11 protein-coding genes are annotated in these 11,562 nt (G+C 60.5%); 10 read left to right on the forward strand and 1 reads right to left on the reverse strand.

The window, feature by feature from the left end; translation table 11 throughout:
- The first annotated feature begins 50 nt into the window (after positions 1-50).
- The 10 genes from IQK56_RS20770 (at position 51) to IQK56_RS20815 (ending at position 10,146) form a co-directional block, all read left to right on the forward strand.
- A complete protein-coding gene (locus tag IQK56_RS20770; protein WP_193862613.1) occupies positions 51-623 on the forward strand; it encodes a cupin domain-containing protein in 573 nt (190 codons plus the stop codon).
- Complete coding sequence (locus IQK56_RS20775; RefSeq protein WP_193862597.1) at positions 620-1,612, forward strand: fumarylacetoacetate hydrolase family protein; 993 nt, start codon at positions 620-622, stop codon at positions 1,610-1,612. The genes IQK56_RS20770 and IQK56_RS20775 overlap by 4 nt, the downstream gene beginning before the upstream one ends.
- Positions 1,603-2,610 carry an NAD-dependent epimerase/dehydratase family protein gene (locus IQK56_RS20780; RefSeq protein ID WP_078732532.1) on the forward strand — a complete coding sequence of 336 codons (1,008 nt, stop codon included), beginning with the start codon at positions 1,603-1,605 and terminating at the stop codon, positions 2,608-2,610. The genes IQK56_RS20775 and IQK56_RS20780 overlap by 10 nt, the downstream gene beginning before the upstream one ends.
- Positions 2,597-3,382 carry a cyclase family protein gene (locus tag IQK56_RS20785; protein WP_193862599.1) on the forward strand — a complete coding sequence of 262 codons (786 nt, stop codon included), beginning with the start codon at positions 2,597-2,599 and terminating at the stop codon, positions 3,380-3,382. The genes IQK56_RS20780 and IQK56_RS20785 overlap by 14 nt, the downstream gene beginning before the upstream one ends.
- Positions 3,379-4,110 carry an FCD domain-containing protein gene (locus IQK56_RS20790; protein WP_193862601.1) on the forward strand — a complete coding sequence of 244 codons (732 nt, stop codon included), beginning with the start codon at positions 3,379-3,381 and terminating at the stop codon, positions 4,108-4,110. The genes IQK56_RS20785 and IQK56_RS20790 overlap by 4 nt, the downstream gene beginning before the upstream one ends.
- A 139-nt stretch (positions 4,111-4,249) precedes the next feature.
- Entirely contained in the window at positions 4,250-5,056 is an 807-nt protein-coding gene (locus IQK56_RS20795) for a LysR family transcriptional regulator (protein ID WP_193862603.1), read from the forward strand.
- A gap of 99 nt (positions 5,057-5,155) precedes the next feature.
- A complete protein-coding gene (locus IQK56_RS20800; RefSeq protein ID WP_193862605.1) occupies positions 5,156-6,166 on the forward strand; it encodes an ornithine cyclodeaminase family protein in 1,011 nt (336 codons plus the stop codon).
- A 28-nt stretch (positions 6,167-6,194) separates the two neighbouring features.
- Positions 6,195-7,211 (forward strand): dihydrodipicolinate synthase family protein, encoded by a 1,017-nt coding sequence (locus tag IQK56_RS20805; RefSeq protein WP_193862607.1) that lies wholly within the window; start codon positions 6,195-6,197, stop codon positions 7,209-7,211.
- A 16-nt stretch (positions 7,212-7,227) separates the two neighbouring features.
- Entirely contained in the window at positions 7,228-8,697 is a 1,470-nt protein-coding gene (locus tag IQK56_RS20810) for a succinate-semialdehyde dehydrogenase (RefSeq protein ID WP_193862609.1), read from the forward strand.
- Positions 8,698-9,012: 315 nt separating this feature from the next.
- Complete coding sequence (locus IQK56_RS20815; RefSeq protein WP_193901810.1) at positions 9,013-10,146, forward strand: FAD-dependent oxidoreductase; 1,134 nt, start codon at positions 9,013-9,015, stop codon at positions 10,144-10,146.
- 44 nt (positions 10,147-10,190) lie between these two features.
- On the opposite strand, the gene IQK56_RS20820 is transcribed toward IQK56_RS20815, so the two are convergent.
- Positions 10,191-10,886 (reverse strand): EthD domain-containing protein, encoded by a 696-nt coding sequence (locus tag IQK56_RS20820; protein WP_225908541.1) that lies wholly within the window; start codon positions 10,884-10,886, stop codon positions 10,191-10,193.
- Positions 10,887-11,562: the final 676 nt, after the last annotated feature.

Raw genomic sequence — 11,562 nt, forward strand, 5'->3', positions numbered from 1 at the left:
ATCCATCGTTACCCGCTGGCGCGTTTCGCCAACTGATTGAGGACTCGAATATGCAACAGCTTCCTGGTTTCAAACGCGTTGTCACTGGGCACGATGCCCAGGGCTTGGCGGTGGTCGCGCTCAGCGGACCAACGCCCAACAGCTTTCCGCTCAAGGCCGTGCCTGGCACGGTCTTCCATGAGATCTGGAGCAGTGGCGCCAGCCCGGCCGTGCTGGATAACGGCGACGACCCCACCCGCAAGCCGCTTCAATTGAGTCCGGCGCCCCTGGGCAGCGTCATCCGCGTGGTGGATATTCCGCCCGACAGCATGCAGAACCAAATCAGCGCCGAGGAGGCCGCGGCGGCCTTCGCCGAAATTGGCCAGGCCCATGCCGGCACTGGGCAGGCGGATTCCAAACACAAGCTGATGCACCGCACCGAAACGCTCGATTACGGCGTGGTCACGGAGGGCGAGGTGTGGCTGGTGCTCGATGGCGAGGAAGTGCATCTCAAACGCGGTGACATCGTCGTGCAGCGCGGCACCAACCACGCCTGGAGCAATCGTACCGAGCAAATGGCACGCATGCTGTTTGTGCTGCTTGATGGCCGCTTCGCCCCCGAGCTGCAAGGAGAACCGGCATGAAGCTCGGCACCCTGAAAGATCACAGCCGCGACGGTCGCCTGCTGGTGGTGTCGCGCGACCTGGCCTGGGCGGTGGAGGCCAGCGATATCGCCGCGACGCTGCAGGAGGCTATCGAGCATTGGCCGAGCGTCGAAACGGCTTTGCGCATCCGGTATGACGCCTTGAACGAAGGCGCGCTGACCGGTGCCTTCGCCTTTGATCCGCAGCGAGCCGCCGCGCCCTTGCCACGTGCCTGGCAGTGGCTGGACGCCTCGTCTTTTCTCAGTCATGGCGAGCGGATGCAGAAGGCTTTTGGGCTGGATCCGATCGAAGGTGTTGAACACACGCCGCTGATGTACCAGGGCTGTGGCGATGACTTTCTGGGCGCCCACGACGACATCGTGCTGCCCAATGAAAGCCACGGTATCGATTTCGAAGGTGAGTTCGCGGTGTTGGTCGATGAGGTCCCCATGGGCTGCTCGGCGCAGGACGCCGTTGACCATATTCGGCTCATCGTGCAAATCAACGATGTCAGCTTGCGGGCGCTCGCCCCCCGTGAAATGAAGACCGGCTTCGGTTTTATCCAGGCCAAATCCTCGTCCAGTTTTGCCCCGGTGGCGATCACCCCCGACGAGTTGGGCGAGGCCTGGCACGACGGACGTGTGCATTTGCCGCTGAGGGTCGAATGGAACGGCCAGTGGTTCGGTCATGCCCACGGTGGCGCCATGCATTTCGGCTTTCATCAGTTGATCGCCCATGCGGCGCTGACCCGGCGACTCAGGGCCGGCTGCGTGATCGGCTCCGGCACCGTTTCCAATGCCGATCCCACGGTGGGCGCTGCGTGCATCGCCGAACGTCGTGCCGTTGAGATGATTGAGCACGGCGCGCTACGGACGTCCTTCATGCGCTTTGGCGACCGCGTGCGCATGGAGGTCTTCGATCTGCAAGGGCAGTCGGTGTTCGGGGCGATAGACCAGTGCATCGTGCGCGGAGGCCTCCCATGCGCGTAATGATTACCGGGGCCAATGGTTTTGTCGGCCGGGCGTTGGTGACACGATTGCTCCAAACCAATGAGTTGCGAGGCCGGTCGATCAGCGCGTTGATATTGTTGGATAAGGAATTGGTGGGGTTTGCTGAGGATAAGCGCCTGCGCCAACATTGCGGCAGTGTCACCGACGCCGCGTTATTGCGCCGCGCCTTGGCCGATGGCATCGATGTGGTTTTTCACTTGGTCAGCATTCCGGGTGGCGCGGCCGAGCAGCATTATTCATTGGGCTACCAGGTCAACTTGCAGGCGAGCCTGGAGTTGCTTGACCAGTTGCGCGAACAGCCAGGCGCGCCGGTGCTGGTGTACGCCAGCAGCGTGGCGGTGTACGGCGGCGACCTGCCGGCCCGCATGGATGAGCGTGCCACGCCGCACCCTCAGTTGAGTTACGGCGCGCACAAGGCGATGGTGGAAATGGCGCTCAACGACCTTGCCCGACGAGGCGAGGTGGACGGTCGTGCCGTGCGCCTGCCCGGCATTGTCGCTCGTCCACGTGAACCCAATGGGCTACGTTCGGCGTTCATGAGCGACCTGCTGCACGCTTTTGCCCAAGGTGAGCCGTATTGCTGCCCGGTCTCGCCGCAGGCACATGCTTGGTGGATGTCCGTGCGGTGTTGCGTGGATAACCTGCTGCGGGCCGCCGAACTGCCCGCCGCCGAACTTGGCGAGTCACGTGTCTGGCAACTGCCGCTGTTGCACCTGTCCATTGCCCAAGTCATCGATGCCCTGGCCGCTGCCTACGGCCAGGAACGCCGCGGGTTGATCAGCTTCGCGCCGGACGCTGGACTGCAAGCGTTGTTCGGCAACTTCCCGGCAATGAAAACCCCTCTGGCCCGCGCCCTTGGCTTTCGCCATGACGGCTCGGCTGCCGCCTTGATACGAAACAGTTTGAACGCTGCTGCCCCGGCGCGTCGTGCGCGTGGGCGGGTAGCGCTTGGAGTGAGCGAAAATGCAATCAACTAAACGCCGCCTGGTGGACCTGTCCGTGACCCTGGACAACAACCCCTACACCGATCCACCGCCGTTGCTGCCTAAAATCGACTACATGGACCATCAGCAAGGCTGGCCGGAGATGGCCGCGATGTTTCCCGGCCTGTCCAAGGCGCAACTGCCTGGCGACGAATCCTGGGCTGCTGAGCGCCTGCAGATCACCACGCACAGCGGCACGCACATGGACGCCCCTTGGCACTACGCTTCGACCACGGATGGTGGCAAGCCGGCGTTTGGCATCGACGAGTTGCCGTTGGACTGGTGCCTGCAACCCGGCGTGAAGCTGGACTTTCGTCATTTACCGGATGGCCATGTGGTTAACGCTGCCGAAATGCAAGCTGAGCTAGAGCGTATTGGCCATGTTCTACGGCCGCTGGACATTGTCCTGGTTAACACCCGTGCCGGCGCGCTGTTCGGCCAGCCAGGGTATCTGGACGCCGGGGTCGGCATCGGCCGCGAGGCCACGTTGTACTTGTTGGAGCGCGGCGTGCGCGTAGTCGGCACCGATGCCTGGAGCTGGGATGCGCCGTTCAAGTACACCCGCGAACGCTTCGCCGCCACGGGCGACGCTTCGATCATCTGGGAAGGGCATAAGGCCGGACGCGACATCGGTTACGGCCAGATGGAGAAACTGGCCAACCTGGAATGCCTGCCGGCCTATGGTTTCCAGGTGTCCTGCTTCCCCTACAAGATCAGGCACGCTTCGGCCGGTTTCGTCCGCGCTGTAGCGATTTTCGAGGAGTGAACGTGCCAGTGGCCGGTGGAAAAAAGCGCGGTAGTCTGTCCCAGGGGCTTGAGGCGCTGCTGTCGGAGCACATTGTCGAGGGACGGCTGCGTGGCGGCGAACAGTTGCCCACCGAGTCGGCTCTCATGCTGGAGCATGGTGTCAGCAGGACCGTGGTGCGCGAAGCCATGTCGCGTCTACAGGCTGCCGGAATGGTTGAGACACGCCACGGTATCGGGACCTTTGTACGCGGTAGCGCCCTGTCGTTGGGGGCATTCATCGACCCGGCGACGATCGGTCTCATCACCGATTCGCTGGCGATCATGGAGTTTCGGATCGGTCTTGAGGTAGAAGCCGCCGGGCTCGCGGCCCAGCGACGCAACCCGGATCAGTTGACGGGGTTGCGGACACTTCTCGATCAGCTCGGGCAGCCGGATGTCAGCGTCAATGATCGGGCGGCGTTGGATTTTCAGTTCCATTTGGGCATTGCCCAGGCGACCGGCAACCCCTACATCGCCAGCACACTGCTCAACCTGGGCGAGGTGATCATTCCGCGTAGCCGGCTGGATTCCGCGCGTCTTTTTCACGATGAGCCTTTGCATTACGAACAGCGCATGCAAAGCGAGCACGAACAGATTTACCAGGCGATCTTTCATCAGGACGCTGAATGCGCGCGTGCTGCGATGCGCCTGCATCTCCAGGACAGTCGCGAATACTTGCACCAGGCCCACCAAGAGTTGATGACATGACGGATATCCAGAGCTACCCGGTGTCGGACACGGCCACGCAGCCTACTGCCACGGCGCTCACAATCATCGATCCTCGCTGGACTTTGTTCGTCCGTGTCGTGGCGGCTGCAGTCTCAGCAAAGCGGCCGTACTGCTGGACATGCCGCAGTCCATGGTGAGTCGCAATATTGCCCTGCTAGAGTCGCAATGTGGCGAACGCCTGTTTCATCGCACCGGGCGCGGGGTGGTCCTGACCGAATTTGGCGAGCAGTTGCTGCCTTGTATATCGGATCTCCTGGCGAACGCTGAAAGCCTTGCCGACGACATTCGCAACCTGCGAGGAAAGCCGGTGGGGGAGGTGGTCGTGGGCATGTTGCCTTCCGCCGTACGCCGGTTTGCGGGAACGCTTTTTTCTGCGGTGCGCGTGCAGATGCCCGGGGTGAGATTGCACCTGATTGAGGGCGCGAGCGCTCAACTCGAAGAACAGTTGCACGATGGTCGTCTGGATATGGCGCTGGTGCTGCGCGAGAGCGAGGCGAGCATCGGCCAAGCCCATCTGTTGGCCAGGCTACCGCTGCACCTGGTAGGACCCGCCGCCGATCCGCTGTTCGGCAATCGAGATATTGCGCTGGAAAATCTATCGGGGCTGCCATTGGTCGTGCCTGGGCGGCCGCATCTGCTGAGGGCCAGGCTCGATCATTTGGCCGCCGAGCAAGGCGTGGAGCTGTGCGTGGCCGTGGAAGCCGACTCGGTCCAGCTCCAGTACGAAGTCGTCGCGGCAGGCGGAGGCTATGCGATTGCCTCTGTGCTGCCCGGCTCGCTGGATCAACGACTGATTTCATCGCGCATTATCGAGCCCGTGTTGGAACGCTTTGTCGTGCTGGTCGAGTCGCCCCGGCGCCCCTTGACCCGTGCTTCCCGTGAAGTGCGACGGCTGATTTGCAATCTGTCCATGCCATCGATTTAAGCGATAGCTGCTTTCCATCCCCAGCAGTATTCGACGGGGGGCGCGCCTCGTAGGGTGTCAGTCAATCAACGACTGATCCCCGATTGTGAGGTTAGCGCTATGCATCACGCCCAAGAATCCCAAGTCATTGCCCCGACGCTTTTTCTCAGCGACGCAGATGTGGCTTCGCTCGCCGACTGGAGCACCGCCGTCGCCGCGCTCGCCGAGGCTTATGCACGCCCTGCATCGGATGCCATGGTGCCGCCTCGTTCCATGGCCCGGGGTGATGGTATCTGGCTGCGCAGTCTGACCGCTGTTTCCCCCTCCGGCGGCCATATGGGCTGCAAGCTGATCGCGGCCTCCATGCGGGCGCGCTGCGCCAGCTACCTGATCGCATTGTTCGATCAGCAAACCATGGCGCTCAGTGCCCTGATCGATGGCAATCGGGTGACGGGGTTGCGCACCGCTGCAACCGCTGCGCTGGCGGTCGATCTACTGGCGCCTCAACGAGCGCTGCGGGTGGGCGTGATTGGTGCCGGATTCGAGGCGCGTGGTGCACTTGACTGCCTCAAGGCCGTGCGCGATGTCGCCCGTGTCCGGGTGTTCAGCCCAACGCCCGCGAGCCGCGAGCGCTTTGCCGAAAGCTTCAGGCCTGGACTGGATATCCAAGCGGTGAACAGCGCGCAAGAGGCCGTGCAGGAGTGTGATGTGGTGATCTGTGCCGCCCGCAGCCGTGACGAGTCGCCAGTGTTGCAAGGCGCGTGGCTTTGCCCGGGTGCCACGGTCGTGTCGTTGGGCTCCACCTTGCCTGAGCAACGGGAAGTTGACCCGGTCACGATGGAGCGAGCCGTCTGCATCGTCGCTGATATGCCGCAAGAGGTGCTCCACGATACCGGCGATGCCATTGCGGCGATCAGTGCCGGCGTGTATGTCGCCGACAAATTGGTCGCGCTGTCGGATCTCGTCGCGGGTCGTGTCACCCCGCGCCAGAACGCAAGCGACATCGTTCTCTACAAATCGGTGGGCTCGGCGCTGCAGGACGTCGTCATCGCACAAGCGTTGTACGAGCGCGCCAGGCAACAAGGCCTCGGCATCGAGCTGCCTGCCAGCATTGTCCCTGTCTCGAAATAACCCCTCCACTGTTCGAAGGAAAGTCATCATGGCCACATACAAGAAAGCGGATGCCCGTGCCTGGGCGCGGGAAAACCTGGTGGGCTGCTCGGCGGTCACCATCCCAAGTTTCAGTGCCGACCTGAAGCGACTCAACGAACGTGGCATTCGCCACGACATTGAACATACGGTCGGCCTGGGCTACAGCGCCACGTTGCTGTGCAGCGAGCTGGCGATCTCTCCCCAGGAGAACGCACAGTTCACCGCCTGGGCCCGTGAGTCGGGGAAAAACCTGCTCCTATTCTTCCATGCGGCGTTTGGCACGCTTGCCGAGAACATCGAGGCGGTGAAGCTCGCCGAGAATGCCGGTGCGGATATCGTCCTGCTCTCCTATCCACCGCAGTTCTGGCCGACCAGCGAGCAGGAAATCTACGACTACACCAAGGCATTCTGCGACGCGACGGACCTTGCGGTCATGCTCTTCCCGATTCCGCTCTGGGGCTTCGAGCGCGTGCATCCGGCGGGTATGTCGCTGGAGTTGGTCCGTCGGCTGTTGGCCGATTGCCCGAATATCGCGGCCATCAAATCCGAGCAAGGGTTTCCGCTTCCAGCGGGCATTTGTGAGATGTATCACCACTTCCGCGATCAGGTGGTGATCAGTTGCCCGATCGAAGGCGACGCAATCCCCTTGATGAGCCTGATGAAGTTGCAGTTTTCCGGCACCAGTAACACCGCCTGGATGAGCGACTACTACCCGAAAGCATTCGAGCTGGCACGCACGGGGCGCTTCGAAGAGGCGATGGAGTTGTATTGGAAGGTCAACCCGGCACGCAGCGCCAACGGCGCCGCCGCGCAGAGCTACGCTGGCGGTACTGGGGTGCTCAATCGCACGATGTGGAAATACCAGGACTGGCTCGCCGGCTTTAACGGCGGCCCACTGCGTGCCCCAGCGATGCGCGTGCCGGATCGCTTCATGAAGTCGCTGCGTCAAGGGTTGGTCGCGTCGGGGTTGCCGGTGACTTCGGATCCTGACAGCGCCTTCATGATCGGGCGTTATCCGTGCTGATCGGGAGGGTTGCACAGTGAAGCATTTACTTAAGGATCCTACGCTGTGGCGTGACGGTGCCTATATCGCCGGTGAGTGGCTGGCCGAGACGCCGCACGGTCAGTACACGCTGCGTAATCCGGTGGATCAAACGGTGCTGGCCGAGTTGCCGCGCTGCCGTGAAACTGAAGTCCGGCACGCCATCGACGCGGCGCATGAGGCCTTTGGTCCATGGCGTCGCCTGACGGCCAAACGCCGCGGCGAGGTGTTGCGTCGTTGGTATGAGCTGATGGTTGAGCATCGCGAGGACATTGCCACGCTGATTACCCTGGAGGAGGGCAAGCCACTGGAGGAGGCGCGGGGTGAAGTCGATTACGCCGCGTCTTTTGTGCGCTGGTTTGGCGAGGAAGCCACACGGGTGCGCGGTGATCTGATTCCGGGCGTAAAGGACACTCAGCGAATTGTGGTACTGCGCGAACCCATCGGGGTTTGCGCGGCGATCACGCCCTGGAATTTTCCCGCTGCCATGATCACGCGCAAGGCTGCTCCGGCCCTCGCGGCTGGTTGCACAATGGTGGTGAAACCGGCCAGTCAGACGCCCCTGACCGCCCTGGCGCTCGCCGAACTCGCCCAGCGCGCTGGGGTGCCGGCCGGTGTTTTCAGTGTGATTACCGGCAATGACACTCGAGATATTGCCGGTGAACTCACGGCCAACCCGTTGGTGCGCAAGCTCACGTTTACCGGGTCTACGGAAGTGGGCCGGCTGCTGCTGGCGCAAGCGGCACAGACGGTCAAGAAATGCTCCATGGAGTTGGGCGGCAACGCCCCGTTCATTGTCTTCGACGATGCTGATCTTGATGCGGCAGCTGACGGTGTGATGCTGGCCAAGTTTCGCAACGGCGGGCAGTCCTGTATCGGTGCGAATCGGGTACTGGTGCATTCCGGGGTTTATGATGCATTGGCCGAGCGCATTGTTGAGCGCATGGCACGCTTGAAGGTGGGCAATGGCCTGGAGCCGGGTGTACAGGTCGGGCCGTTGATCGATGACGCGGCGGTACGAAAATCCCAGGCGCTGGTGGATGATGCTTTGGCGCAAGGGGCCCGGCTGCTGTCCGGCGGCAAATCCCATGCGCTGGGTGGATGTTTCTTCCAGCCCACGCTGTTGGCCGACGTGACCCATGGGATGCGGGTTGCCCGTGAGGAGATCTTCGGCCCGGTCATGCCGCTGGTGCGTTTCGACACGGATGACCAAGCCATTGCCATGGCCAACGACAGCGAGTTTGGCCTGGCCGCGTATCTGTTCAGCCGTGACGCGGCGCGTATCTGGCGCAACGCCGCGCGCATTGAATCGGGCATGGTGGGCATCAACTGCGGCTTGATTTCAAATGAAGTCGCGCCTTTCGGTGGTGTGAAGCAGAGCGGGCTTGGGCGTGAGGGTTCACACCTTGGGATCGACGAGTTTCTTGAGGTGAAGTACCTCTGCTGGGATGGCTTGGAAAGCGTGTGAACAACCGTCGTTGAAGGCCGGTGGATGGCGGTTCGTGTGAGCCGTCGTTCATCGGCTTTTGTATTTGTTCTGCCGCAAAGGCAGGCACTCCGAGCAATTCCCCCGACTTACCTGCCAGACCCATCGCCGCCAGCGATACCTCGGATTGTGCAAAGCGATTTCAGCGCTGATAGCCGATTCGATAGTCTCGTGGCTGATCCGGCATTTCCCGTCGGCATTCCATGTTTCTACGGTATTGACGCGATCAGGCCGCAGAGCTCGTCGGTGCGCCATGCAATGTCTGCCCGAGTGAATAAGAATAATTAGGAGAGCGTGATGATTGCAGCAGTCAACAAGGTCCTGGTGATCGGAGGAGGGTTCTCCGGTATGACCGCGGCTATCCAGCTCGCCCGCCAGGGCGTCGAAGTGGACCTCGTCGAAATCGATCCATTGTGGTGTCCTTTGGGGGCTGGGATTACGCTCAGTGGGCCCACGCTGCGAGCGCTTGATACGGTTGGGATTCTGGAAAGGGTCGCCGGGGAAGGATACTTGTCGACCAATTTCGATGTGTTTTCACCGGTAGGCGACCTGATCGTGCAATTGGCGCTTCGACCGCCGGTCAGCGATAAGCCGATTCCCTGTGGTGGCGGCATCCTGCGCCCGGTACTGGCTCGAATATTTGCCGACAGGACGCGGGAAGTGGGGACCCGCGTGCGCCTGGGCATCACCTACGACAGCATCATCGAGCATGACGATGGCATTGACGTGTCTTTCACCGACGGGACCACTGAACGCTATGACCTGGTCATCGCCGCTGACGGTGTGCATTCGCGCACACGAAAGGACTTTTTCCCGGATGCACCCTCGCCAAAACCCATCCATCAGAGCGTCTGGCGCGCGGTGCTGAAGCGTCCGCCGCAAATCGTGCGCCCCACTCATTGGCTGGGTCGCACCAAGGTTGGCGTCAATCCGATTTCCGAAACACACATGTATATGTTTCTCATGGAAAACCGGGAGTTTTCCGAGTGGATCGATCCGGCCAGTTGGCCGGGTGAAATGGCGCGCCTGTTGAGTGAATTCCCAGCTCCGATCCTGCAAACGCTGGTTCCGCAGCTGTACGAGGCGGGCGCCAATATCGACTATCGTCCGCTGGCCAATCTGTTGGTGCCGCTGCCCTGGCACAAGGGCCGAATCGTGCTGATTGGCGACACGGTGCATGCCACCACGCCGCACCTGGCTTCCGGAGCTGGCATCGGTATTGAGAGCGCCATCGTGCTTGCCGAAGAGTTGCTCGCCAGTAGCAATCTACAGACGGGCCTGAGCCGGTTCGAAACGCGGCGCTGGGAGCGTTGCCAACTCGTGGTCGAGAACTCCGCACGGCTGTGCGAGATAGAGAAAAGTGGTGGGGATAAGGAAGAGCATGCGCAGATCATGCGGGAGTCTACTGCGACGTTGGCTGAGCCTATCTGATTGATTGCGACCCTTCTGGATGGGAAGGGTCGCGCTGCTGGTCTTCAGAAGCAATGATCGAAAATAACGACCTCTTTGACGTAAGCGAAAAAAGACGCCGACGTCAGTGCCACGCCGTCCTCGGCAAGTTTTTGAAACAGCGCTCGCTGATACTGCCGAAACGTCGAAAAATCCGCTTCATTTTCAAACCACAGGCTAGAGGCGCCTTCGTATACGGCGATGTTTGGCCCGAAATAGGCTGTCACCTTGTCACCCTCGGGTAGGTACCGGGAGCGAACATACCGGCGTAGGGCGTTCTGGAAGTCGGGCTGTTCCCGGGTAATGCTCTCGTGAGCTGCGTCCCAAGCTTCGAAAAAACGATCGAGCGCCATCGCGGGATTTTTCTTCAGCAGGATCATCGCCTTCCATGGGAGAGGCGCTGTAGCGGTGCTAGCCGTCTCCGCTTCATCCATCAATTGAGCGAGCTGCTCGGAAAGATCAGCGAAGTTCTTTGCATCAGGGCCGACGGTTTGCTGAGTATAGGGATCGCTGAAGGTGCGAATCAGACCTGGCACGTCTTCAAAAAACAGCTCCGTAATGGAGTCTTTGTGGAAGGACTGTGCATAGGCATTGTCGGCGTCGACCCCGAAAGCCGCGTCGATGACATGGTTCTGCACGTACCGTTTGACACCTAGCGGTTTGGCTTTAGCGATTGCTCCGTGGGTGTGCTCTACATAGTTTAAAAACTCTGCATGCGTCATTCCTGGTTTTCTGCGTACAGCGGCTAGGATTTTTATCATGAAGCGTTCTCGCTTTTGGCAGGGTTAACGGGGATTGAGCCTTAAGTGCACTTCGTGCGGTTGGTATTCATCTGATTGTTTTTCAACACCAAAATATAAGGCCAGGTTTGTCCCGCAAACCAATCGGTATTCATGCTGGTAGGTATCGTGCAATAACATGCTTGACGAGCGCTGAGCTTGTTCCTTTCTGGGGGCTTGTGGTAGTGACCAGTGGAAACCAACTGTACATGTCGGCTATTACTCCTGACTGGTTTTTGGGCAACAGCCCTGAGTCTTGTTCGCGAGCATGCTCGTTCCCACAGGTTGAGCGCATAAACTGCGGGGGCGAGCCCGCTCGCGAATATCCAAAACAACATTTGCATCAGCCTCATGGATCGATTGGCTAAAGAGAAAAAATGATGGGTGACATAGACGCACTGAACACATGTGCGGATATTCGCGTAGACCCAATATAGGGCTCGGATCATACTTCTGGCCCTTGATACCCTTCAAAAACAAGTCCAGAATCAAGTCTTTTCCTGCTCCGGCAAGAAAACAAACCCCTTAGATTTCAATGAGTCGGACACCAGATACGAGTCTCGTTTCCCGCTCCAAATATAGATCTACAGACGTCCACTGGATTCTGAAGATCAACGAA

Origin of the sequence: Pseudomonas cyclaminis, from assembly GCF_015163715.1 — a bacterium.
Lineage (GTDB): Bacteria > Pseudomonadota > Gammaproteobacteria > Pseudomonadales > Pseudomonadaceae > Aquipseudomonas > Aquipseudomonas cyclaminis.

Bases quoted from the DNA above. Each gene is read 5' to 3' on its own strand.
- IQK56_RS20770 (WP_193862613.1), top strand. From the start codon at position 51: ATGCAACAGCTTCCTGGTTTCAAACGCGTTGTCACTGGGCACGATGCC.
- IQK56_RS20775 (WP_193862597.1), top strand. From the start codon at position 620: ATGAAGCTCGGCACCCTGAAAGATCACAGCCGCGACGGTCGCCTGCTG.
- IQK56_RS20780 (WP_078732532.1), top strand. From the start codon at position 1,603: ATGCGCGTAATGATTACCGGGGCCAATGGTTTTGTCGGCCGGGCGTTG.
- IQK56_RS20785 (WP_193862599.1), top strand. From the start codon at position 2,597: ATGCAATCAACTAAACGCCGCCTGGTGGACCTGTCCGTGACCCTGGAC.
- IQK56_RS20795 (WP_193862603.1), top strand. From the start codon at position 4,250: ATGCCGCAGTCCATGGTGAGTCGCAATATTGCCCTGCTAGAGTCGCAA.
- IQK56_RS20800 (WP_193862605.1), top strand. From the start codon at position 5,156: ATGCATCACGCCCAAGAATCCCAAGTCATTGCCCCGACGCTTTTTCTC.
- IQK56_RS20805 (WP_193862607.1), top strand. From the start codon at position 6,195: ATGGCCACATACAAGAAAGCGGATGCCCGTGCCTGGGCGCGGGAAAAC.
- IQK56_RS20815 (WP_193901810.1), top strand. From the start codon at position 9,013: ATGATTGCAGCAGTCAACAAGGTCCTGGTGATCGGAGGAGGGTTCTCC.
- IQK56_RS20820 (WP_225908541.1), bottom strand. From the start codon at position 10,886: ATGACGCATGCAGAGTTTTTAAACTATGTAGAGCACACCCACGGAGCA.